General features: G+C 62.7%; 20 protein-coding genes and 2 pseudogenes. 12 read left to right on the top strand and 10 right to left on the bottom strand.

Annotated elements, in window-relative coordinates:
* Nucleotides 1-14 precede the first annotated feature (14 nt).
* Nucleotides 15-929, top strand: a complete 915-nt coding sequence (locus tag MF410_RS23795) for a J domain-containing protein (RefSeq protein ID WP_097627923.1) — start codon at nucleotides 15-17, stop codon at nucleotides 927-929.
* Nucleotides 930-931: 2 nt separating this feature from the next.
* Nucleotides 932-1,255: a chaperone modulator CbpM gene (locus MF410_RS23790; protein WP_097627922.1), complete on the top strand. Its 324-nt coding sequence runs from the start codon at nucleotides 932-934 to the stop codon at nucleotides 1,253-1,255.
* Between the two features lie 13 nt (nucleotides 1,256-1,268).
* Here MF410_RS23790 and MF410_RS23785 read toward each other — a convergent pair whose 3' ends face one another.
* The 3 genes from MF410_RS23785 to MF410_RS23775 are packed head-to-tail and all read right to left on the bottom strand — an operon-like array spanning nucleotide 1,269 to nucleotide 3,441.
* A complete protein-coding gene (locus MF410_RS23785; RefSeq protein WP_097627921.1) occupies nucleotides 1,269-2,198 on the bottom strand; it encodes a phosphatidate cytidylyltransferase in 930 nt (309 codons plus the stop codon).
* Nucleotides 2,195-2,815: a lysophospholipid acyltransferase family protein gene (locus tag MF410_RS23780; protein ID WP_097627920.1), complete on the bottom strand. Its 621-nt coding sequence runs from the start codon at nucleotides 2,813-2,815 to the stop codon at nucleotides 2,195-2,197. Before MF410_RS23780 ends, MF410_RS23785 begins: the two co-directional genes overlap by 4 nt.
* Complete coding sequence (locus tag MF410_RS23775) at nucleotides 2,812-3,441, bottom strand: CDP-alcohol phosphatidyltransferase family protein (RefSeq protein ID WP_097627919.1); 630 nt, start codon at nucleotides 3,439-3,441, stop codon at nucleotides 2,812-2,814. The genes MF410_RS23780 and MF410_RS23775 overlap by 4 nt, the downstream gene beginning before the upstream one ends.
* A gap of 269 nt (nucleotides 3,442-3,710) precedes the next feature.
* On the opposite strand from MF410_RS23775, the pseudogene MF410_RS23770 reads away from it, so the two are divergent.
* The 6 genes and pseudogenes from MF410_RS23770 (at nucleotide 3,711) to MF410_RS23745 (ending at nucleotide 10,941) form a co-directional block, all read left to right on the top strand.
* Nucleotides 3,711-4,696 (top strand): annotated as a pseudogene (locus MF410_RS23770) (BMP family protein).
* Between the two features lie 7 nt (nucleotides 4,697-4,703).
* Complete coding sequence (locus MF410_RS23765; RefSeq protein WP_239620482.1) at nucleotides 4,704-6,116, top strand: amidase; 1,413 nt, start codon at nucleotides 4,704-4,706, stop codon at nucleotides 6,114-6,116.
* Nucleotides 6,113-7,645 carry an ABC transporter ATP-binding protein gene (locus tag MF410_RS23760; RefSeq protein WP_097627916.1) on the top strand — a complete coding sequence of 511 codons (1,533 nt, stop codon included), beginning with the start codon at nucleotides 6,113-6,115 and terminating at the stop codon, nucleotides 7,643-7,645. Before MF410_RS23765 ends, MF410_RS23760 begins: the two co-directional genes overlap by 4 nt.
* Entirely contained in the window at nucleotides 7,635-8,684 is a 1,050-nt protein-coding gene (locus tag MF410_RS23755; RefSeq protein ID WP_097627915.1) for an ABC transporter permease, read from the top strand. Before MF410_RS23760 ends, MF410_RS23755 begins: the two co-directional genes overlap by 11 nt.
* Nucleotides 8,681-9,625, top strand: coding sequence for an ABC transporter permease (locus MF410_RS23750; RefSeq protein ID WP_097627914.1), 945 nt, complete (start codon nucleotides 8,681-8,683; stop codon nucleotides 9,623-9,625). The genes MF410_RS23755 and MF410_RS23750 overlap by 4 nt, the downstream gene beginning before the upstream one ends.
* Before the next feature lie 26 nt (nucleotides 9,626-9,651).
* Nucleotides 9,652-10,941 (top strand): amidohydrolase family protein, encoded by a 1,290-nt coding sequence (locus tag MF410_RS23745; RefSeq protein WP_097627913.1) that lies wholly within the window; start codon nucleotides 9,652-9,654, stop codon nucleotides 10,939-10,941.
* A 51-nt stretch (nucleotides 10,942-10,992) separates the two neighbouring features.
* Here the strand turns inward: MF410_RS23745 and MF410_RS23740 are convergent.
* Nucleotides 10,993-11,773: pseudogene (locus MF410_RS23740) on the bottom strand (class I SAM-dependent methyltransferase).
* A 244-nt stretch (nucleotides 11,774-12,017) separates the two neighbouring features.
* On the bottom strand, nucleotides 12,018-12,527 hold the full coding sequence (gene msrA / locus MF410_RS23735) for a peptide-methionine (S)-S-oxide reductase MsrA (protein ID WP_097627911.1): 510 nt from the start codon (nucleotides 12,525-12,527) through the stop codon (nucleotides 12,018-12,020).
* Nucleotides 12,528-12,716: 189 nt separating this feature from the next.
* Here msrA and MF410_RS23730 point away from each other — a divergent pair, with 189 nt between their 5' ends.
* The 4 genes from MF410_RS23730 to MF410_RS23715 are packed head-to-tail and all read left to right on the top strand — an operon-like array spanning nucleotide 12,717 to nucleotide 16,685.
* Entirely contained in the window at nucleotides 12,717-13,862 is a 1,146-nt protein-coding gene (locus tag MF410_RS23730; protein ID WP_097627910.1) for an extracellular solute-binding protein, read from the top strand.
* Entirely contained in the window at nucleotides 13,862-14,752 is an 891-nt protein-coding gene (locus MF410_RS23725; protein WP_097627909.1) for an ABC transporter permease subunit, read from the top strand. The genes MF410_RS23730 and MF410_RS23725 overlap by 1 nt, the downstream gene beginning before the upstream one ends.
* On the top strand, nucleotides 14,749-15,576 hold the full coding sequence (locus MF410_RS23720) for an ABC transporter permease subunit (protein WP_097627908.1): 828 nt from the start codon (nucleotides 14,749-14,751) through the stop codon (nucleotides 15,574-15,576). Before MF410_RS23725 ends, MF410_RS23720 begins: the two co-directional genes overlap by 4 nt.
* 29 nt (nucleotides 15,577-15,605) lie before the next feature.
* Nucleotides 15,606-16,685 (top strand): ABC transporter ATP-binding protein, encoded by a 1,080-nt coding sequence (locus MF410_RS23715; protein WP_097627907.1) that lies wholly within the window; start codon nucleotides 15,606-15,608, stop codon nucleotides 16,683-16,685.
* A gap of 5 nt (nucleotides 16,686-16,690) precedes the next feature.
* On the opposite strand, the gene MF410_RS23710 is transcribed toward MF410_RS23715, so the two are convergent.
* From MF410_RS23710 to MF410_RS23690, 5 genes are all read right to left on the bottom strand, one after another.
* Nucleotides 16,691-17,524: an inositol monophosphatase family protein gene (locus tag MF410_RS23710; protein WP_097627965.1), complete on the bottom strand. Its 834-nt coding sequence runs from the start codon at nucleotides 17,522-17,524 to the stop codon at nucleotides 16,691-16,693.
* A gap of 111 nt (nucleotides 17,525-17,635) precedes the next feature.
* Nucleotides 17,636-18,706: an ABC transporter ATP-binding protein gene (locus MF410_RS23705; protein WP_097627906.1), complete on the bottom strand. Its 1,071-nt coding sequence runs from the start codon at nucleotides 18,704-18,706 to the stop codon at nucleotides 17,636-17,638.
* Nucleotides 18,703-19,533 carry a carbohydrate ABC transporter permease gene (locus MF410_RS23700; RefSeq protein WP_097627905.1) on the bottom strand — a complete coding sequence of 277 codons (831 nt, stop codon included), beginning with the start codon at nucleotides 19,531-19,533 and terminating at the stop codon, nucleotides 18,703-18,705. The genes MF410_RS23705 and MF410_RS23700 overlap by 4 nt, the downstream gene beginning before the upstream one ends.
* Complete coding sequence (locus MF410_RS23695) at nucleotides 19,530-20,432, bottom strand: sugar ABC transporter permease (protein WP_003595640.1); 903 nt, start codon at nucleotides 20,430-20,432, stop codon at nucleotides 19,530-19,532. Before MF410_RS23695 ends, MF410_RS23700 begins: the two co-directional genes overlap by 4 nt.
* Before the next feature lie 282 nt (nucleotides 20,433-20,714).
* Nucleotides 20,715-21,947 (bottom strand): sugar ABC transporter substrate-binding protein, encoded by a 1,233-nt coding sequence (locus MF410_RS23690; RefSeq protein WP_097627904.1) that lies wholly within the window; start codon nucleotides 21,945-21,947, stop codon nucleotides 20,715-20,717.
* Between the last annotated feature and the right edge of the window lie 6 nt (nucleotides 21,948-21,953).

The raw sequence follows: 21,953 nt of genomic DNA, 5'->3' as shown, positions 1-21,953 counted from the left end.
GACCGGAGATATGCATGAGCCAGGATCCATATGAGCTTCTGGGCGTAAAACGGGATGCGACGCAAAAGGATATTCAAAGCGCGTTCCGCAAGCTCGCCAAGAAACTTCACCCCGACCTCAACCCCGGCGACAAAAAGGCCGAGGAACGGTTCAAGGAAATTTCAACCGCCTACGAGATCTTGAGCGACGAGGAAAAACGCGGACGCTTCGATCGCGGCGAGATCGATATAACAGGCGCCGAGCGGGCGCAGCGCAATTATTACCGCGACTATGCCTCAAAGAGCGGGCCGGGCGATCCCTACCACAACAGCGCCGGCTTTGCGGATTTCAGCGATGCCGACGATATTTTCGCCAGCTTCTTTTCACGTCGTGCCGGCGGCGGCCAGACCCGTGGTCGTGGCCGTGACCGGCAATTCTCCATGGAGGTCGACTTTCTCGAGGCGGTCAACGGCACCAGGACGGAGGTCAAGATGCCGAACGGTCCGGCGCTGGACGTACAGATCCCGCCGGGGACGCGCGACGGCCAGACCTTGCGGCTGCGCGGCAAGGGCGAGCCGGGCATTGGAGGCGGGCCGACAGGTGATGCCCTGATCGAAATCCGTGTGACCCCACACCGTTTCTTCACGCGAGACGGCGACGATATCCGCCTGGAACTACCGATCTCCCTCAGCGAGGCCGTGCTCGGCGGCAAAGTCCGTGTGCCGACCCCTTCCGGACCAGTCAATTTGACGCTCCCGCCTTATTCGAACAGCGGCAAGGTCCTGCGTCTCAAGGGCAAAGGTGTTGCAAAACGTGGCGGCGAACACGGCGACGTCTACATTTCGCTGAAGATTGTGCTGCCCGACGCCCCGGATGAACGGCTGACGGCCTTGATGAAGGAATGGGCAACGGCAAACTCCTACGATCCGAGAAAGAACATGGAGGCTTGATCATGGATGATCTCGAATTCCGTCTTTACTTGAAAATCGACGTCATCCAGCTTGACCTCTGGATCGAACAGGGTTGGCTGATCCCGGAGACATCAGACGGCCGGAGGCAATTTCGCGACGCCGACGTTGCACGCGCCAGGCTGATCCTGGACCTCATGGGAAACATGGGTGTCAACGAAGCCGGCGTCGATATCGTCATGGAGCTGGTCGACGAATTGCACGGCCTGCGGGGAACGATGGGCAAGCTGATGGCGGCCATCGGCAAGCAGGAGCGGGATGTTCAGCGCCGGCTGCTCGAGAGCCTCGAGGAGATCGACCGGTTTTAGATCGGCCGAATTCTCAGGTGGTGAACCAATAGCGGACGATGTGGAAGAACAGCGGCGCTGCGAAGGTGATGGAATCCAAGCGGTCGAGCACGCCGCCATGGCCCTCGATCACATAGCCCCAGTCCTTGGCATTGAGATCGCGCTTGATGGCCGAGAGCACGAAGCCGCCGAAGAAGCCGGCGACGACGATGACGGTGCTGACGGCCGCGGCCTGCAGCGGCGAGAACGGCGTCAGGCGATAGAGCAGCGTTCCGACAAGGATCGCCGAGGCGCCGCCGCCGATCAGGCCTTCCAGCGTTTTCGACGGGCTGATGTTCGGCGAGAAGCGGTGCTTTCCGAGAAGCTTGCCCCAGACATACTGGAAGACGTCACTGAGCTGCACGACGATGACAAGATAGACGAGAAGAAGTGCCGACGGTGTGTCGGTCTGCAGCATCAGCAGCGCCGGCGCGTGGCTGATCGAATAGACCGTCAGCATCAGGCCCCATTGCACCCTGGCGCTGCGCGCCAGGAATTCGTTGACATCGCCCGTCAGGGTCGCCACCGCCGGCAGGATCAGGAAGGCATATACGGGGATGAAGATCGCAAAGAGGCCGTACCATAGCGTTCCGAGCAGCACATAGTGCACCGGCAGGACGACGAAGAAGGAGAGGAACAATGCCAGGTGGTCGCCGCGCCGCGACGGCGTCAACGTCCAGAATTCACGAAGCGCCATGAAGGAGAGGAACGCGAACAGGATGACCACCGCCGTATCGCCGAGCAGGATCGCGCCGCCGAATATGGCGACCATGATCCACCAGGAGCGGATACGGGCGTTGAGGTTGTGGACGGTGGCGACGGAGCCGGGCTCGGTCGCGCGCCTTTGCAGGATGAAGCCGATGGCCGAGGCGGCGGCAAGCAGGGCGAGGATGGCGGCAAGTACCAGGGAAAACAGGCTGGTCATCTGACAGGCCCCCCGTCTGCGAGCTCGATGACCGCGGCCCGGGCGCGGGCCAGGAAGGCATTCTTTTCCTCGCCGGGTTCGACGCGCAGCGGCTTGCCGAAACGCGCGGTGCAGGTGATCGGGACGATCAGCATGCTTCCTTTCGGCAGGATGCGCTGCAGATTGTCGAGATGGATCGGTATGAGGTCGACATCGGGAAAGCGGCAGGCCAGGCGATAGATGCCGCTGCGGAACGGGGCGATCTCTTCAGTGGCGCTTCTCGTGCCTTCGGGAAAAATCAGGATCGAACGCCCCTCTTCGAGCAGGCGCTCGAGGGGCTCCAGCGGGTTGCTGTCCGGCAGAGGCTTGCGGTCGATCAGGACGGCGCGCAGGCCTTTCTCGGCGATAAAACGGCGAAAGGCGCTGGTTCCCCAATAGTCGCGCGCCGCCACCGGATGGGTCAGCCGCCGCACCGGATACGGCAGGGCGGCCATGACGGCGACGGTATCGACATGGCTGTTGTGATTGGCGAAATAGATGCGGCGGCGCGTGTCGGGCGCACAGCCCCGCCACTCGCTTCGGGCGCCGACCACGATACGGACGAACAGCACCAGAAGACGACGAATAAGAGGAATCATGGTCTCTCCAGCGAACGGGCAAGCGTTATCGTGCGCGTGACGCAGGTGACGAGGCTGCCGGCCGCGATGATGGCGGAGGTTAGGATCAGCGATCGATGGCTGGCGAAGACCAGTGTCTCCACACTCTGGGCAACGAGGCCGGCCGTCAGCACCGCCATGCGGCGCTGCTTGGCCATGATGCCGCTGAAGTCCTGGGCAAGGCCGACCGATCCTCCGAAGACCCTGATATAGGCGGTGAGTGCGGCGAGCAGCGCAGCAAGCCAGCCAAGCCAGGCAAAACCGCAGGCATAACCGGCGGCGACGAGCAGCAGACTGTCGGCGATCCGGTCGGGGAATTCGTTATAGATCGGCCCGCTCCTGGTTTTCTTGCCGCCTTCGATTGCGACCATGCCGTCGAGCAGGTTGCAGACGAGCCGCAGCTGCACAGAGATCGCGGCGCCGATCATAGCGATTGGGTGCGTTGTGAGCAGGATCAGCGCCGCGCCGATGCCGGCAAAGAGGATCGACAGCAGCGAAATACCGTTCGGCGTGACGCCGGTGCGCGCGAGCCATGCGCTCATGCCGATCGCCCAGCGCGACGACCGGCTCGCAATCGGTCGCCGTGAGGCGGCCTCTTCTTCCCCCATTTTCATTTCCCCAAACCCGATCTCCTTGCATATCCTGCCGATGTCGTCGCGCCAAGCCGTCCCGCACTCTAAATTCCGCGCGAGGTCCCGCTCGCGCCAGGCCGCGTTCATTCGGCCGAATCCCGACGCGATACGAGTTCGGAAAAACGGCTGAAGGATCCGGGGCGATGGATCGAACAGCCTGATTTTTAAGCCCATTTGGCGCTTGACACATTTTTGGGCGCTACCTATGATTTTTGAACCAAACGGTAAAAAAAGGGGAGCAGTCAATGACCAAAGACATCCTTATTTCACGCCGGACAGTGATCGCGTCAGGCATTGCGCTTGGCGTCAGCGGCTTTGTCCCGCTGGCGAGAGCTGCCGCGCCGCTGAAGGTTGCGGGCATCCATGCATCGCCGGTCGAAAATGCCTGGAACTCCTGTTTGCACAAGGCCCTGCAGGACGCGGCCAAGGAAGGCGTCATCGAATATGTCTTCTCCGAAGGCGTCTCCGGCACCGATTATCCCCGCGCCATGCGCGAATATGCCGAACAGGGCAACAAGCTGATTATCGGCGAGGCCTATGCGGTGGAGAAGAAGCTCGGCAGGTCGCGGCCGATTATCCCGATACAGCCTTCGTGCTCGGGTCGAGCGGCGAGCAGGCTGGCGACAATTTCGGCGTCTTCGGCACCTGGAACCATGACGGCGCCTATCTTGCCGGCATGCTCGCGGGCAAAATGACCAAGTCCAATGTCGTCGGTTCCGTCGGCGCCATTCCGATCCCCGAGGTCAACATGCTGATCAATGCGTTTGCGGCCGGCGTCAAGGCCGTCAATCCGGACGCCAAGCACCTGGTCTCGTTCATCGGCACCTTCTTCGATCCGCCGAAGGCGCGGGAAGCTGGTCTTGCCCAGATCGACGCCGGCGCCGACATCCTGTTCGGCGAGCGCATCGGCACTGCCGATGCCGCCAGGGAGCGCGGCATCAAGTCGGTCGGCTCGCTGATCGACTATACGCCGCGCTACCCGGATACAGTATTCGCCAACGCCATGTGGTACTTCCGCCCGATCCTGAATGCCGCGATTGCCGATGTCGCTGCCGGAAAGCCGGTCGGCAGAAACTACACGTCTTACGGCCTGATGAAGGAAGGCGGCAGCGATATCGTCTTCGTCAAGGGTGTGGCGCCCGCCGACGCAGAGGCTGCGATGGAGGCCAAACGGGCGGAGATCAAGGCCGGCACCTTCGAAGTTCCGAAGATGGTGGACGAGCCGAAGTAATCGGCTCATGCAGGGTGATGCGACGGATCTGGCGGTAGCGCTCAGGCATGTCAGCCTGAGCGCTACAGAGGCGATGCATGCTTCTCTTGCCGAAGCTCAGCGGCAGGAGCCTCTCGGCGCGATTGCCTATCTCGATGCCGCCATGGGTCTCGCCTCGGCAAACGGTCGCGACCGGGAGCGGCGGAGCGAGCCCGAACGCTTTTCCAACAGGCCGTTTGCCGGCGTGCCGATCTTGGCGAAGGATCTTGGCGGCCCCTTCGCTGGGTTGCCGGTGACGGCCGGCTCCCGTCTCTTCGAAAGAAGGGGCGGCGAAGCGGATTCCGATCTCGCTTCCCTTTTCCGCGAGGCCGGCTTCTGTCTGTTCGGCCTGACGACCAGCCCGGAATTCGGACTGTCGCTTGCGAGCGAACCAGCAGTCGGGCCGATCTGCCGCAATCCGCTCGATCCGGCCCGCACCGCGGGCGGTTCCTCGGGCGGTGCGGCGGCAGCGGTTGCCGCCGGGATCGTCGTGATTGCGCATGCCACCGATGCCGGCGGTTCGATTCGTGTGCCCGCTGCCTGCTGTGGCCTTGTTGGAATGAAGCCGACGCGCGGCGCCATCCCGGGCGGGCCATCTTTCGGCAATCACCTCGCCGGCATTGCGAGCGAACTCGCGGTTTGCCGTTCGGTGCGGGATACGGCGCTGATTTTCGACGAGCTGAGCGGCAATTCACGAGGTCCCTTTGCGGATCCCGCCCCTGTCGATATCGACAACGAGCGTTTGCGGATCGGCCTGTTGACCGATACCGGAGCGGCCTATCCGACCGAGGGTGATCGGCTTGCAACTGTCGAGGCTGCGGCTCGTGCCCTTGAGAGCGACGGGCACGTCATCGTTCCGCTGAGCTGGACCGAGTTCGCATGGAGTGTCACTTCAAGCGGCCGCGCCTTCGCCGATATCGTCTCCGTCAACCTTGCGGCGCTCATCGAGGCGGCGGCGCTTGATGAAAGCAGAGCCGAGCGACTGACGCAGGCTTTCGCGGCGCGCGGACGGGCGCTGTCGGCGACATCGCTCTGGAACACGCTGAACGATGCCGTCCTCGTGAGCCATAAGCTCTGGGCGCTATTCGACAGGGTCGATTGCATCCTCATGCCGATGCTTTCGTCTGCGCCTCTTGCGATCGGCTCCTTTCCGTCCGATCATGCCGACACGGATCTGCATCTCGAGCGGATGACGGCATTTGCGCCGCTTGCCTGCCTCGCCAATATTTCGGGTTTTCCTGCTTTGACACTGCCTTTCGGACAGGATGAGCACGGCATGCCGCTGCCGGTGCAGATCATGGCGCCGATGGGCCACGAGCCGCGGCTCCTGTCACTTGCCGCACGTCTGGAGACCGAGGGGCGGTGGCGCCACCGCTTTCCCGTTGCAGGGCTGCCGTCATGACCGGGCCCGTGCTGGAGATTATCGGCGTCAGCAAGCGCTTCGGCGCCAATCTTGCCAATGACGATATTTCCATGACGCTTGCCGGGGGTGAGGTCGTCGCCCTTCTCGGCGAGAACGGTGCGGGCAAGACCACGCTGATGAGCATCCTTTTCGGCCACTACATGCCGGATGCCGGCCGAATCCTGATCGAGGGCACGGAGGTGCCGCAGGGCAAGCCGCGCGCGGCGATCCGCGCCGGCGTCGGCATGGTACATCAGCATTTTTCGCTGGCGCCCAATCTGACCGTCCTTGAAAATGTCATGACCGGCACGGAAAGACTGTGGTCCTGGCGCTCAAGGACATCAGCGGCGCGGACAAAGCTCTTGGCAATTTCCGAGCGCTTCGGCCTTAAGGTCGATCCGGATGCCCGCCTTGGCGACTTGTCGGTTGGTGAGCAGCAGCGGGTCGAAATCCTCAAGGCGCTCTATAACGATGCCCGGATCCTCATCCTCGACGAGCCGACGGCGGTTTTGACCAATATCGAGGCCGAACGGCTGTTCACGACGCTGAAGGAAATGGCTCGCCAGGGCCTGTCGCTGATCTTCATCTCCCACAAGCTCGACGAGGTCATGGCGGCCGCCGATCGCATCGTCGTCCTGCGCGGCGGCAAGATGGTCGCCGAACGCAAGGTGTCGGAAACCAGCAAGGCGGAACTCGCTGAACTGATGGTCGGGCGCCGTGTGACGCGGCCCGTGCGCGAGCCGTCGACACCTGGTGCCGTTGCCCTCGAAGCGGCCGATGTGACGGTGCGCATCGGCGGCGTCGATCGGCTGAAATCGATCAGCTTCCGCCTGTACCAGGGCGAGATCCTCGGCATTATCGGCGTTTCCGGCAATGGCCAGGCGGCATTGGCGCATCTTCTCTCCGGCACGCTCTCGCGGAGTGCCGGCGACCTTCTGCTGTTCGGGGAAGCCATCGGCAATCTCGGCGTTGCCGATGTCGTCGAAGCCGGCATCGGCCGCATTCCCGAGGATCGCAACGAGGAGGGCGTGATCGGCGAAATGGCGATCTGGGAAAACGTCGTGCTGGAACGCATCATCTCACCGGCCTTTTCTCGCCGTGGCCTCGTCAACCGCAAGGCGGGCATGGCGTTCGCGAAGGAGATTATCGACGGCTTCGATGTCCGCGGCGGCGGCCCGGCCATCCGTACCCGGCTGCTCTCAGGCGGCAATATGCAAAAACTCATTCTCGGCCGCAACCTGCATCGGCGGCCGCGCATCCTGATCGCGTCGCAGCCGGCGCGCGGTCTCGATGAAGGGGCCGTGGCAGCCGTGCACGCACGCCTGCTCGAAGCCCGCCGGCAGGGTACCGCCGTGCTGCTGATCTCGGAGGATCTCGACGAGGTGATCGCGCTTGCCGATCGCATACAGGCAATCGTCGGTGGCCGCCTGTCACCGCCCGTCGAAGCCGACGGTGCGGATGCCCGCAGGCTGGGACTGATGATGGCTGGCGAATGGCAGGAAAGCCCAGAGGCCGATCATGCGATTTGAGCGCCGCGAACACCGCCCGCTTTACCTGCTGATCGTCACGCCTGTCGTCGCGGTCATCGCAGCGCTGGCGCTGGCGGGTATCCTGATATCAATTGCCGGCGCGCCGGTTCTCGATGCCTATTGGCGCATCCTGATCGGCGCTTTCGGATCCCGGCTTTCGGCTACCGAAACGCTGACGCGGGCAACGCCGCTGATGCTGACGGGGCTTGCCGCCGCCGTCGCCTTCCGGGCGCGGCTCTGGAATATCGGCGCCGAAGGCCAGTTTTATCTCGGCGCCATCGCTGTTGCGGCGGCGAGTTCGAAGCTGCTCGGCAACCTTCCCGGCCCCATTCTCATTCCGCTGCTGCTGCTGATCGGCGCCATTGCCGGCATGGTGCTGATCCTGATCCCGCTCTGGCTCCGACTGCGCTTCTCGGTCGATGAGGTCGTCACCAGCCTGCTCCTGAATTTCATCGCCGTGCTGTTCGTCTCGATGCTGATCGACGGCGTTCTCAAGGACCCGCTCGCCTTCGGCTGGCCGCAGTCGCAATCCGTTAGCGATCACGCCATGCTGCCGAAGCTGATCGCCCGCTCGCGCCTGCATATCGGTTTTGCGATCGCGATCGCGCTGGCCATCATCGTTCATTTCATCCAGTCCCGCACCGTGTTCGGCATGCAGTCACGCGCCGCGGGCCTCAATCCCGGCGGCGCGATCTTCGCCGGCGTTCCACTCGGCAGAACGCTGGTGAAGGTCGCCTGCCTTTCGGGCGGGCTTGCAGGGTTGGCGGGGGCGATCGAGGTCATGGGCGTCAAGGGTTATGTGACGACCGATCTGTCGCCCGGCTTCGGCTATGCGGGTATTGTTGTCGCCATGCTCGCCAACCTCAATCCGCTCGGCGTCGTCTTCGCCGCCATTTTCACCGCCACCATGTTCGTGGGCGCGGATGGTATGAGCCGCGGCCTCGGCATCCCCACCTATATCGCCGACGTCACGGTGGCGCTGTCGCTTTTGACGATGCTGATTGCCTTGTTCATCACCCAATACAGGATCCGGCGATGATGCAGCTCTTCGACATCATCGCTTCATCAGGGCTCTGGGCTGCAATCCTGCGGATCGCCACGCCGCTCATTTTCGGCACGCTCGGCGCCTTGCTCTGCGAACGGGCCGGCGTGCTCAATCTCGGCATCGAGGGCATCATGACCTTCGGCGCCATGATCGGCTGGCTTTCCGTCTATCACGGCGCCGATCTCTGGACCGGCCTGCTGATCGCCGCCATCGCCGGCGGCGTCTTCGGCCTGCTGCATGCGGGCCTGACGGTGACGCTCGGCCTCTCCCAGCATGTCTCCGGTCTCGGCGTGACGCTCTTTGCCTCCAGCTTCAGCTATTATGTCTTCCGGCTGATCGTGCCGCTTGCCAATACCCCACCCACCATTGTGCCCTTCCAGCCGATCGCCCTTCCCGGTCTTTCGACCTTGCCTTTCATCGGGCCGGCCTTCTTCACCCAGACGGCGCCGACCTATCTTGCGATCGCCATCGCGCTGCTGATGGCCTACATTATCTTCCGCACACCAGTGGGGCTTGCGATCCGCATGACCGGCGAAAATCCGCACGCGGCGGAAGCCCAGGGCGTCGATCCGATGAAGGTGCGCTACTGCACGGTGATCGCTGGAAGCGCGTTGATGGGAATGGGCGGGTCATTCCTGACATTGTCGGCGTTCAACAGTTTCTTCCCGACCATGGTGCAGGGACGCGGCTGGATCTGCATCGCACTCGTCGTGTTCGCCTCCTGGCGCCCCGGCCGCGCGCTTTTCGGCGCCCTGCTCTTTGCCTTTTTCGACGCCTTTCAACTTCGTCTGCAAACCGCGCTGAGCGGGCTTGTACCCTATCAGCTCTTTCTGATGACCCCCTATATCCTGTCCATCGCCGCCCTTGCCGTCATGGCCCGCCGCGCCCGCGTTCCGCAGGCGCTGATGCGGCCCTATCGACGCGGCGAACGCTGAAACCGCTCACATCCAACGAGGTTCCGATGTTCGATCTGATCGTCAAAAATGCAAATCTCCCCGATGGCTCAGAGAGTATCGATATCGGCATCCAGGGCGGCAAGATCATCGCTCTTGAGCGCAATCTCCAGGCGCAGGCGGGTGAAGAGATCGACGCGACCGGTCGGCTGGTCAGTCCGCCCTTCGTCGATCCGCATTTCCATATGGATGCCACCCTGTCCCTCGGCTTACCGCGCATGAATATCTCGGGCACGCTGCTTGAAGGGATCGCGCTCTGGGGCGAGCTGCGCCCGATCGTGACAAAAGAAGAGCTGGTCGATCGTGCGTTGCGCTATTGCGACTTGGCTGTCACCCACGGGCTGCTCTTCATTCGCAGCCACGTCGACACCAGCGATCCCAGGCTGGTGACCGTCGAGGCGATGATCGAGGTTCGCGAAAAGATCGCTCCCTATATCGACCTGCAATTGGTCGCTTTTCCTCAGGATGGCTATTACCGCTCGCCCGGCGCGATCGACACCCTAAACCGCGCTCTCGACATGGGCGTCGACATCGTTGGCGGCATTCCCCACTTCGAACGAACGATGGGCGAAGGCACGGCGTCGGTCGAGGCGCTCTGCCGCATCGCTGCCGATCGCGGCCTGCCGGTCGACATGCATTGCGACGAAACCGATGATCCCCACTCGCGCCATATCGAGACGCTGGCTGCTGAAACCATTCGTTTCGGGCTGAAAGGGCGGGTCGCCGGGTCGCATCTGACCTCGATGCATTCGATGGACAATTATTATGTCTCCAAGCTCATTCCGCTGATGGCGGAGGCCGAGATCAACGTCATCCCCAATCCGCTGATCAACATCATGCTGCAGGGCCGGCACGACACCTATCCGAAACGCCGCGGCATGACTCGCGTGCGGGAGCTGATGGATGCTGGGCTCAATGTTTCCTTCGGGCACGACTGCGTCATGGACCCCTGGTATTCGATGGGATCGGGCGACATGCTGGAGGTCGGCCATATGGCGATCCATGTCGCCCAGATGGCCGGCATCGACGACAAGAAGAGGATCTTCGACGCGCTGACCGTCAATTCGGCGAGGACGATGGGGATTGCAGGCTACGGCCTGAAGAAGGGATGCAATGCCGACCTCGTCATCCTCCAGGCGAACGATACGCTGGAGGCGCTGCGGCTGAAGCCGAACCGGCTGGCGGTGATCCGGCGCGGCAAGGTCGTCGCCCGCTCGGCGCCGCGCATCGGCGAGCTTTTCCTGGACGGGCGCCCCGCCCGGATCGATGGCGGCCTGGACTATATCCCCCGCTATTGAGAGGGGATGGCGCTGGCCGTCGGTGAGATTCGCGCGCTGTCCGCCTCTCCATTACTCCGGCGCCCGGCGAGCGGTGATGATCCACGCCCGCGAGTTCGAACAGCACGCCCTCCGGGGTCATATGCGCCTCCATTAAATCGCGCAGCCGCTGCAATGGCCTGTCAGGCTGTTCGTTCGTGCGGGCGAGCGCGTCCGTCACAAGATAGAGGCCGGCAAGTGCATTGGATGCGGCATCGGCGTCCGGTCCATAGAAAACCGGCTCCCGAACGTCGATAAAGTCGATCGAGGTAAAGCCGGCCGTGCTCAGTAGCTCCGTGGCAACGCCGGGATCGCCGAGCGAATACGGATCGGGAGCACCTGCGGAAACGGCAGTTTCGGTCCCGAGGGCCTGCCGGATGGCGCCGGACCATGCGTTGCGCTCCCGGCTCTGCCACACCATCCACACAAGGCGCGCGCCCGGCCGCATCGCTCGGCCGATATTGGCAAAGGCCGCCGCCGGATTGGCAAAAAACATCACCCCGAACCGGCTGATGCAGAGGTCAAAACTGGCCGGCGGGAACATGTGGGACTGCGCGTCTGCCTGCTCGAAAGCCACATTTCGCAAACCCTCCGAAGCACTCCGCCGCCTTGCGACCTCGAGCATTTCAGCCGAAACGTCCACACCGACCGCTTCTCCTTGCGCTGCGGCGCGGGCGGCCTCACGCGTCGTTTGCCCAGCGCCGCAGCCGATATCGAGCACCCGATCATCCGAGCGCACGCCGGCGGCATTCCGCAGGTGCCGATTGTGTCTTGCCAATTCCGCATCGTAAAAGTCGGCACGATCCAACGCCATAACACTCACTCTGCGTTGTTCGATCAGGGCAGTCCGAGGAGCCGTCACGCAAACAGGTTGCATGTTAGGATCAGTTTGGCAAGATGAAGACCGACCGCAATCTGCGATTGCCGGCGGAGGGGCATGAAATTCACGCTCACGACATCGACCAGTTGGTGCGTCATTGGCCGATCATACTGGGTTCTGACCCGGCGGGACGTGCCGTGCATGCCGGCGTCGCTTCCGGCATGCACGCATGGTTGCGTCAGGCGATCTTCTGGCGGGCCGGCAGCTTCCAGCCGGGCCGGACGAAGTGGCAGGTATAGCCGTTCGGGATCCGCTCCAGATAGTCCTGGTGCTCGGGTTCTGCTTCCCAGAAATCGCTCACCGGCACGACTTCGGTGACGACCTTGCCGGGCCAGAGGCCGGATGCGTCGACATCGGCGATCGTATCCTTTGCAACGCTCTCCTGCTCGGGGCTGGTGTAGAAGATCGCCGAGCGGTAGCTCGCGCCGACGTCATTGCCCTGGCGGTTGCGCGTGCTCGGGTCATGGATCTGGAAGAAGAATTCGAGGATTTCGCGATAGCTGATCTTGGCTGGATCGAAGATGATCTCGATTGCCTCTGCATGGGTTCCGTGGTTGCGGTAGGTGGCGTTCGGCACGTCGCCGCCGGTATAGCCGACGCGGGTCGAGATCACGCCTTTGTAGCGGCGGATGAGGTCCTGCATGCCCCAGAAGCAGCCACCGGCGAGCACTGCACGTTCTTCGGTCATTGGGTGTCTCCTTGTTTGCCCAGAGATAGTGTCTGCAGCCGCCGATTTCCATATGGGCGGAAATAAGCACAGCTGTGCAATTCTCTCCGAATAGCGCCGTTCCTGTCATGTCGATGTTACGCGCCGGCGCTAGCAAAGTCCTGAACAATCCTGCGGAGGCGGAGCCTCGATACCTGATGGAGATGGGTTATGAACAGGCGTGAATTTCTGATCACATCGTCGGCTGCGGCCGGTCTTCTGGCTCTTCCGCGTTTCGCATCGGCCGCGGCCGGCACGATCGACCTCTACAGCGGTTCGGATGCCAATATCATCGACCTCTGGAACAACATCATCCGCCCCGCCTTTCAAAAAGCCCATCCTGAAGTCGCCCTGAAGGTGACCGATGCCGGCGACAATAACGGCCTGCGCGCCATCGCTGATCGCGCGCTCGCAGCGCTGAAGACCAAAACCGATCCGCAGGCCGATCTTTTCGAGCAATTCGATCCGCGCCTGCCGGCGGGCGGCATCGATGCCGGCCTCTGGCTGAAACTGTCAGCCGAAAACGTCGAAGGCTATGACCATATCAATCCGCTCGCCCTCGATACTCCCTACTCCCTTCCCTATCGCGGCTCGCAGGTCCTGCTGGCCTACGACACGACCAAGCTCGACCCGAAGGACGCGCCGAAGAGCTGGGAGCAGCTCACCACCTGGATCAAGGCCAATCCGGGCCAGTTCATCTATAACAGACCCGACAAGGGCGGTTCGGGCAGCAATTTCGTCCGCCGCGCCATTCATGAGGTGAACGGCCGCGATCCGAAGAAATTCAAGGTCGACAATTACACGGCGGACTACGGTACCGAGGCACTGACGCCGGCCTGGAAGATCCTTAACGATCTCGCCCCTTCGCTCTACGATAAGGGCGCCTATACATCAGGCAACACCCAGTCGATCCAGCTGCTTGCCCAGGGTGTCGTCACCATGGTGCCGGTCTGGTCGGACCAGGTGCTGCAGGCGATCGCGCAGGGCGTGCTGCCGGAGACGACCGGCCTAGTGCAGCTTGGCGATCTCGCCCTTTGCGGCGGCTTCTCCAGCATTACCGTCTTCTCGAACGGCGCCAACAAGGATGCGGCGCTGAAGCTTGCCGCCTTCATGCTGACGAAGGAGATGCAGGAAGCGATCATCACCCAGATCGGCGGCTTCCCCGCCATCTCCTGGGATCACATCTCCGACGATCTGCGCAAGAAATACGCCGACGTCATTCCGTCGACCATTCCGACCTTCCCGAGCGGCGATTGGGAAAAGGCGATCAACGACGGCTGGTACCGCAGCGTCGCTCCCGGTATCAGCCGCACCTGATGTCCGCCGATACCGCGCTGGCGGCACCGCGCCGCCACCAACCCATTGACAGGGGGAGCTCGATCGGGCTCCTCCTCGTCGCCCTGCCGGTTTTGCTGCTGGCATGGCTGATCGTCTATCCGATCTTTTCGGCGGTCGTCGGCACCATCTTCGTTCGAGGCCCCGATGGCGCGACGGACCTGACGTTCGCCTCCTACCGCTTCTTCTTCACCGACGGCTACAGCCTCGCCAACCTGTGGATGACGCTCTGGACCACTGCCGTCTGCGGCACCCTGCTGCTGGCGATCGGCTTTCCGATCGCGCTTTATCTTCGCTTCTCGCAAGGGCGCCTTGCCGCCTATGTGCAGGCGCTGGCGATCTTCCCGATGTTCGTGCCGTCGATTATCCTCGCCTATGCGCTGATCAGGACCGTCGGGCCGAACGGCACCGTCGACCTGCTGCTGAACGCCGTCGGCCTGCCCAAGCTGCGCACGCCCTATCTGACGCCATGGGGACCGGTCATCGGCCTCGTCTGGGACAATCTTCCGCTGACGGTACTGATGCTGACGGCCGGCCTCTCCTCCGTTTCGAACAGCGCCGTCGAGGCGGCCCGCGACGTCGGCGCAAGGCCGCTTCGGGTCTTCGTCTCGATCATCCTGCCGCGCATGGGCAATTCCATGCTGGTTACTGCATCCTTTGCCGTGCTCGGCATCTTCTCCGCCTTCACCCTTCCCTATGTGCTCGGCCCGGCATCGCCTGAAATGATGGGGCCGTTCATGCAGCGCACCTTCGCCGACATGAACGATCCGCTTGATGCCATGACCCAGGCCGTCATCACATTCGGCTTCTGCCTGGTCTTCGGCATCTTCTACATCCGGTCGATCGCCCGCAACCGTGAGGCCCGGCCATGAGTGCCGGCGGATCGCGCATCACCCTTCGCTTCGACTGGGTCGGCCTCGTCTTCGCCTGTCTGCTGACGCTGTTGATCGCCCTGCCGCTGATCGTCGTCGGCACCTGGGCCTTCACCGAGATCTGGCGTTATCCATCGGTGATCCCGCAGCAGTTCGGCCTGCGTTTCTGGGGCCAGACGCTGGCGCGGCCGGATGTCTGGGATGCCCTGTTTCTCAGCCTGCGGTTGACGACGACCGTAACGTTCCTATCCGCCGTCATCTGCCTTCCCGCGGCCTACGCCTTCGCGCGCCTGCGTTTTCCCGGAAGAAACATCCTGTTCCTGTCGTTTCTCGCATCGCATGCCTTTCCGAAATTCGGCCTGCTGGTCGCCATTGCCGGCATCTTCCTGCAGCTCGGCCTGATCAGTACCTTCTGGGGCGTGGTGCTGATCCAGCTCGTCGGCACGCTGATGCTGATGATCTGGATTCCGGTCGCAGCCTTCCAGAATGTCGACCGGCGCATGGAAGAGGCGGCCCGCGATGCCGGTGCTGCGCCGCTGCGCGTCTTCTGGTCGATCACCCTGCCGCAGGCCGCACCGACGATATCAGCCGCCCTGCTCTTGACCTTCGTCGGCACCTTCTACGAGACCGAAGGCGCCTGGCTGATCGGGGCGCCTGGGATCCGCACTATGCCGGTGCTGATGATCAGCTTCATCAACAATCAAATCGTCGTGCAATACGGCGCCGTGCTTTCCGTCATGCTGTGGGTGCCGTCCTTCATCGCGCTGATGTTTGCCCGCCGCGTTATCGGCACCGGCGCCTTTGCCAGAGGTTTTGGCGCCTGAGAAGCCTCAATCGAGGAAAGGGTTTGAGAATGGCACATCTGGCAATCGAGAGCGTTTCGAAACTGTTCGGAACCACCTTTGCCGTCAACGACTTTTCGCTCGAAGTCGGCGACGGCGAGCTTGTCTGTCTGCTCGGCCCCTCCGGCTCCGGTAAGTCGACGCTTCTCAGAATGATCGGCGGCTTCGAGCGGCCGAGCGGCGGCACGATCCGCATCGATGCCAGTGATGTGACGAACCTGCCACCCGAGCGGCGCCCGACCGGCATGGTGTTTCAGAGCCACGCGCTCTGGACGCATATGGATGTCTTCAACAATATCGCATTCGGCCTGAAGCTGCGGCGCCTGCCGAAATCCGAAATCCGTGAGCGCGTCGAGAACGCGCTCGATATGGTCGGCCTTGCCGATTACGGGCGGCGGATGACGACGCAACTGTCGGGCGGACAGCAGCAGCGCGTCGCGCTTGCGCGTTCGCTGGTGCTCGAGCCCAAGATCCTGTTGCTCGACGAACCCTTCGCCAGCCTCGACCAGCATCTGCGCGAGAGGCTGCGGGAGGAAGTGCGCGATATCCAGCAGCGCCTCGGCATTACCACGCTCTTTGTTACCCATGGCCAGGACGAGGCCTTGGCGCTTGCCGACCGCATCGTCGTCATGCGTGATGGGCGCACCGAGCAGATCGCGCCACCGAGCACCATCTATCGGCAGCCGCAGACGGCCTTCGTCGCCGGTTTCATCGGCTCGATGAACTTCGTCCAGAGCCGCACCCGAAACGGCGTCTGCGACCATCCGCTCTTCCCGCTTGCCGTTCCCGTCGAGGACGGGCCGGTGACGCTGGCCACCCGCCCGGAAGCGCTGACGATCCGTCCTTCGTATCGAGCAGACGCGGCCAGCGTCCATCGCATCGTCGATTTCGGCACGCACAAGATCGTCGATATCGATCTTGCGGACGGCAGCCGCCTGAAGGCAATGGTGGCGCCCGACGATCGGATGGAGGCCGGGATGAAGGTCGAGCCGAATTTTACGAGTTTCTTCGTCTTCCGCGACAATACACTCGTTCACCAGGGAGCCCCGGCAACGACCGGTGCGCAGCTCGGACGGTTGCTGCCGGTCTGAAGCAATTACGCCTTCGCCAGGAAGCCTTCCCTAAGCCAGGGGTGCAGCACCTTGCTGGCGGCAAGGATATCGCCCTTCCCGTCGACGGCGGCGCCGGAAAAACGGGTGACGATGCCGCCTGCCTCTTCGACCAGCAGCGCCGAGGCGCCGAAATCATGGACCGCGAGCCCGTCCTCGAAGAAACCGTCCAGCCGGCCGCAGGCGACATAGGCGATCGACAACGCCGCCGAACCGAGGCGGCGCACGCCTGCCGTATTGGCCATCAGCCGTTTGATGGCGTCGAAATAGACCTCTTCCGTAACCGCCTTGACCTGGCCCGGAATCGGCAGGCCGGCGCCGACGAGCACGTTCTCGATATCGCCGACATCGGCGCAGCGGATGCGCTCGCCGTTAAGATAGGCGCCGCCGCCGCGCTCGGCACTGAACAGCTCGTCCTGCATGGCGTCATAGACGACGCCGGCGACCAGCCGACCACCCTCGGCGATCGCGATCGTCATGCCGAAATGCGGGAGGCCCCAGGCGTAATTGGTGGTGCCGTCGATCGGGTCGATGTAGATGATCGGCGTTTCCGGCCCCGCCGTGCGGTTGCCGACGGCTTCCTCGCCCTGGATGGCGTAGTCCGGGAAGGCCTTGGTCATTTCGTCGACGATGATCCGCTCGACGGCGACATCGATCTCGGTCTGATAGTCTCGCGGCGCCTTGGCGAGCATTTCCTGAGAGGTTCGCCGCCGCAGCGAGCGGCGGGCGATTTCGCCCGCCTTCACCACCGCTTCGGCAAGCACGAGGAGGCGGGACGACGCCGTGGGGGAAAGGCGCGCTGAAATCAGGGAGGATGTCATGATGAAGATCCGGATGCTGCAGATGTGACGGAGTGACTCGTGCGGGAGCAATCCCTTCGCAGAGGCTGATGATGGTTTTATGAAACCGTCAGCGTCTCTGCGCCGGCGATGTTATATCACACGGTCCGTCGATGCGTCGAACAGATGGATCTGCCCCGGATCGATCGAAAGTCCGATCCTGTCTCCCGTCTTGACCCTGTCGCGGCGCGTCTCGACGATCGTCAATTCCGGTTGGGTCTCCGCGACGATGAAGGTCGACGAGCCGGTCGATTCGACGAATGCGATCGGGACGTCGAAAGTGCCATGCCCGGGCTCGACGACGCCGATATGTTCCGGCCGGATGCCGGCGACGAGCTTGCGCCCTGGCTCGACGGTGCGGGTGAGCGCAAGCGACTGTTTCACCGCGCCGAAATCCAGGATCAGGCTCCTGCCGTCTTCGGCGGCAATCGCGGGAATGAAATTCATCGCCGGCGAGCCGATGAAACCGGCGACGAAGCGGTTTGCCGGCCGGTCGTAAAGATCGAGTGGCGCCCCCTGCTGTTCGATGACGCCGTCGCGCATCACCACCACATGGTCGGCCATCGTCATCGCTTCGACCTGATCGTGGGTGACGTAGACGAAGGTTGCGTTCAGCCGGTCGTGCAGCGACCGGATTTCCTTGCGCATATGGACGCGCAGCGCCGCGTCGAGGTTGGACAGCGGCTCGTCGAACAGGAAGGCCTTGGGATGGCGGATGATGGCGCGGCTCATGGCGACGCGCTGGCGCTGGCCGCCGGACAGTTCGCGCGGGTAGCGCTTGAGGAGATGCGAAAGACCGGTCGTCGCCGCCACCTCTTCGGCCGCCTTCTTGGCTTCCGCCTTGGCGATGCCGCGAATGCGCAGGCTGTAGGTCAGGTTCTCCTCGACCGTCATATGCGGATAGAGCGCATAGGACTGAAACACCATGGCGACGTCGCGCTTGCGCGGAGGCACGCCGTTCATCAGCTCGCCGGCGATCCGCAGATCGCCGGTCGAGATGCTTTCGAGGCCGGCAAGCGAGCGCAGCAGCGTGGACTTGCCGCAGCCAGACGGGCCGACGAGCGCGACGAAAGTACCCTTGGCGATCGACAGGTCGATGTTCTTCAGGGCGTGGAAGGCGCCGTAATATTTATTGACGCCTCTGAGCTCGATCTGTGTGGTCATTTGAGGGCTCCAGAGGTGAGGCCGGATACGATGCGGCGCTGCAAGAGAACGAAGATGGCAAGGATGGGTGTCACATACATCGTGGCGTAGGCCATGATGTTGTTCCACTCGTTGGTGTTCGGTCCCATGAAGGAGTTGAGACCGACGCTTGCCGGCTGAAGGTCGACCGCCTGGATCATCGATTTCGAATAGACGAATTCGCCGAAGGCCTGCATGAAGATCAGGATGGCGCTGACGAGGATGCCGTTGCGGGCGAGCGGCAGCACGATGTTGAAGAAGGCGCCGACGCGCGAATTGCCGTCGACGAGGGCCGCCTCCTCCAGCTCCTGGGGCACGCTCATGAAGGTGGCGCGCACCAGGATGACGAAGAAGGGCATGCTCTTGGCGGCGACCGCAATGATGACGGCGAGCCGCGGCGTGGAGAGCATGCCGATCTGCGAGAAGCCGACGAAGATTGGCGTGATCATCAGCGATGCCGGCAGGACCTGCAGCATCAGGATCAGGAACAGGCCGATATCCACCCAGACGTTGCGGTATCTGGCGAGCACATAGGCGCAGCCGACGCCGAGCACGGTGATCAGCGCCATGGAGCCGAGAGCGATAACCAGCGAATTCCAGAGGTAGCGGCCCATGTCGCGGCTTTCCCAGACATAGGTGTAGGTGCCCCATTGGGGTGCTGCCGGCCAGAAGCTCGGCGGCGTGGCGAACATCTCCGAGCCGCTTTTCAGCGCGGTGATGTACATCCAGTAGAGTGGGAAGAGATAGATCGCCGCCATGACGATCGAGATTGCCAGCATCAAGCGGTCGCGATTGGTCGTCGTGCTCATCCGCGCACCTCATGGCGTGTGGACCGGACATAGACGACGGAGGCGAACATGACGAAGACGATCATGATGACGGAGATCGTCGCGCCCTTGGCGAAATCATACTGCCGGAAGGAAAGATCCCAGGCCCAATATTGGGTGACGTTCGACGAATTGTTCGGCCCGCCCGAGGTGATCGCGGCGAAAAGATCGAACTGCTGCAGGGTGAAGATCAGGCCGAGCGCGATGATGGCGCCGATGGTCGAGCGCATCATCGGCAGCGTGATCGTCCAGAAGCGCTGCCAGACATTGGCGCCGTCGAGTTCGGCGGCTTCATAGAGATCGGCGGGAATGCCGGCAAGGCCAACGGACAGCAGGATCATGTTGAACGAGGTGCCGAGCCAGATATTGGCGATGATCACGGCATAGAGCGAATAATGCGGATCGGAGCGCCAGAAGATATTGCCGGAGATGATGCCGCTTTCCCTGAGGATGAAATTCAGGACGCCGAAATCGCCCGAGAGAATCCAGTTCCAGATGGCGCCGACGACAAGGCCGGGCATCACCCAGGAGACGAGGAACAGGCCGCGCATCCATGAGGCGCCGGGAAAATTGACCCAGAAGAACAGCGCCAGCCCGAAGCCGATCAGGAACTGGCCGGCGATCGAGCCGGTGACGAAGATGACGGTATTGTAGAGGATCGGCAGCGTTTCCGGCTGCGCGAAGAGGTCGGTATAATTCTTGAAGCCGACGAAAGGACGCGAGAAGGTTCCGAGGCTGAACATGTCGACCTCCTGGAAACTCATCACCACATTGTAGATGAGCGGCAGACCCGCCATCAGGAACAGAAAGCCGAGCGGGAAAGCGACGAGCACGATATCGAAACCACGGCCGTCCCTGACGCTCATCAGGATCCTCTTCATGCGTCCTCCGATGCTCCGATCGGGGCCGCCTGGCGCATGATGCGGAAGACGGCCCCTGCCGGGAGGAAATGGTTGATGGCCTTCGCCATCGGTGGGTAGTCCCCTTCTCCCCGCGGGGAGAAGGTGGCGGCAGCCGGATGAGGGGGCGCCGAGTTCGGCGCTTGCTATTCTTCACTTGCGTTCAGAATGCTCGTCGCTTGCGCTCCTCACCCCCTCATCTGCCCTTCGGGCATCTTCTCCCCGTTGGGGAGAAGAGGGAGCGAACGGCCGGCTCGACGCTGGCTAGCCTAAAACAGCCTTAATCTTATCCGCGGCCTGGTCGAGTGCGTCCTTCGGGCTCATCTGGCCGGTCAGCGCCGCCTGGATGGCGTCCTGGATCGCCTTGGAGATCTTCGGCCATTGCGGATGGGGCCCACGCGGCTTGGCGTATTTCAGCTGTTCGAGGAAGACTTTGAGGGCGGCGTCCTTCAGCGGCTGGCCGGTCTCGGGAATGGTGATATCGGAACGGGCCGGAAGCTGGCCGAAATTCTTGAACATCTTGTCGTCCTGCGAGGCGAAATATTCGAGCGCCTTGAAGGCTTCGGCCGGATGTTTGCTGCTGGCGAAAATCGCCCAGTTGAAGTCGCCCATGGCCGACGAGCGTTCGGCCCCTTCCTTGGGAACCGGAAGCAGGGTGACGCCCCAGTCGAACTTCGCTTCCTGGGTCATGCGGTCGAGCTCCCAGGGACCGGAAATCGCCATGGCCGCATTGCCGGAGTTGAATGTGCCGGTGGAATCCCACTGGCCGCGCGTCAGCGTATCCGGAGACGCGAGCTTCTCGTCCATGATCGTCTTCCAGATCCCGAGTGCCTTCACCGCGCCGTCGGCATTGACATGCTCATAGCTGCCGCCGCCCATCTGCGCCCAGGGAAGGAACTGGAAGGTGCCCTCCTCATTGGCCTTGGCCGAGAAAGCGAGGCCGTAGACGTTCTTGGCAGGGTCGGTCAGCTTGCGCGCATCCTCGACCAGCTCATCCCAGGTCTGCGGCGGCTTCGCCGGATCGAGGCCCTTGGCCTTGAACATGTCCTTGTTGTAGTAGAGCGCGATCGTGTTCGTCGCTTTCGGCACGCCGTAATATTTGCCGTCCCATTCGACCGATTTCAGCGGCCCGGGGAAATAATTATCCGGCTTGATGACGCTCGACTTGGCGATCATGTCGGTGAGGTCGAGGAAGGCGCCGCGCGACGAGAACATCGCATGCTCCGGATTGTCGACGGCAATGATATCGGGCGCCTGGCCGGTGGCGTAGGCGCGCATGGCCTCGGTGACGACGTCGTCGAACTGGATCAGCCGATATTCGATCTTGATGCCGTTGTTCTGGGCGTTGAACTCCTTGACGAGGTTCGGCGCCGGCTGGGTGTCCTTATCCAGCGACCAGAGCGTCAGCGTGACGTCCTCGGCCTTGGCCGAAAGGCCGAAGAGTGAAACGCCTGCAAGCGCCAGAGCGCCGAGAATTGCATATTTGCGGATAGCCATGGTTCT

The sequence above is a fragment of the Rhizobium sp. C104 genome, from assembly GCF_022354505.1.
Taxonomy (GTDB): domain Bacteria; phylum Pseudomonadota; class Alphaproteobacteria; order Rhizobiales; family Rhizobiaceae; genus Rhizobium; species Rhizobium redzepovicii.
This window is presented reverse-complemented; position numbering and strand designations above follow the sequence as displayed.

Bases quoted from the DNA above. Each gene is read 5' to 3' on its own strand.
- MF410_RS23795 (WP_097627923.1), top strand. From the start codon at position 15: ATGAGCCAGGATCCATATGAGCTTCTGGGCGTAAAACGGGATGCGACG.
- MF410_RS23790 (WP_097627922.1), top strand. From the start codon at position 932: ATGGATGATCTCGAATTCCGTCTTTACTTGAAAATCGACGTCATCCAG.
- MF410_RS23785 (WP_097627921.1), bottom strand. From the start codon at position 2,198: ATGACCAGCCTGTTTTCCCTGGTACTTGCCGCCATCCTCGCCCTGCTT.
- MF410_RS23780 (WP_097627920.1), bottom strand. From the start codon at position 2,815: ATGATTCCTCTTATTCGTCGTCTTCTGGTGCTGTTCGTCCGTATCGTG.
- MF410_RS23775 (WP_097627919.1), bottom strand. From the start codon at position 3,441: ATGGGGGAAGAAGAGGCCGCCTCACGGCGACCGATTGCGAGCCGGTCG.
- MF410_RS23765 (WP_239620482.1), top strand. From the start codon at position 4,704: ATGCAGGGTGATGCGACGGATCTGGCGGTAGCGCTCAGGCATGTCAGC.
- MF410_RS23760 (WP_097627916.1), top strand. From the start codon at position 6,113: ATGACCGGGCCCGTGCTGGAGATTATCGGCGTCAGCAAGCGCTTCGGC.
- MF410_RS23755 (WP_097627915.1), top strand. From the start codon at position 7,635: ATGCGATTTGAGCGCCGCGAACACCGCCCGCTTTACCTGCTGATCGTC.
- MF410_RS23750 (WP_097627914.1), top strand. From the start codon at position 8,681: ATGATGCAGCTCTTCGACATCATCGCTTCATCAGGGCTCTGGGCTGCA.
- MF410_RS23745 (WP_097627913.1), top strand. From the start codon at position 9,652: ATGTTCGATCTGATCGTCAAAAATGCAAATCTCCCCGATGGCTCAGAG.
- msrA (WP_097627911.1), bottom strand. From the start codon at position 12,527: ATGACCGAAGAACGTGCAGTGCTCGCCGGTGGCTGCTTCTGGGGCATG.
- MF410_RS23730 (WP_097627910.1), top strand. From the start codon at position 12,717: ATGAACAGGCGTGAATTTCTGATCACATCGTCGGCTGCGGCCGGTCTT.
- MF410_RS23725 (WP_097627909.1), top strand. From the start codon at position 13,862: ATGTCCGCCGATACCGCGCTGGCGGCACCGCGCCGCCACCAACCCATT.
- MF410_RS23720 (WP_097627908.1), top strand. From the start codon at position 14,749: ATGAGTGCCGGCGGATCGCGCATCACCCTTCGCTTCGACTGGGTCGGC.
- MF410_RS23715 (WP_097627907.1), top strand. From the start codon at position 15,606: ATGGCACATCTGGCAATCGAGAGCGTTTCGAAACTGTTCGGAACCACC.
- MF410_RS23710 (WP_097627965.1), bottom strand. From the start codon at position 17,524: ATGACATCCTCCCTGATTTCAGCGCGCCTTTCCCCCACGGCGTCGTCC.
- MF410_RS23705 (WP_097627906.1), bottom strand. From the start codon at position 18,706: ATGACCACACAGATCGAGCTCAGAGGCGTCAATAAATATTACGGCGCC.
- MF410_RS23700 (WP_097627905.1), bottom strand. From the start codon at position 19,533: ATGAGCACGACGACCAATCGCGACCGCTTGATGCTGGCAATCTCGATC.
- MF410_RS23695 (WP_003595640.1), bottom strand. From the start codon at position 20,432: ATGAAGAGGATCCTGATGAGCGTCAGGGACGGCCGTGGTTTCGATATC.
- MF410_RS23690 (WP_097627904.1), bottom strand. From the start codon at position 21,947: ATGGCTATCCGCAAATATGCAATTCTCGGCGCTCTGGCGCTTGCAGGC.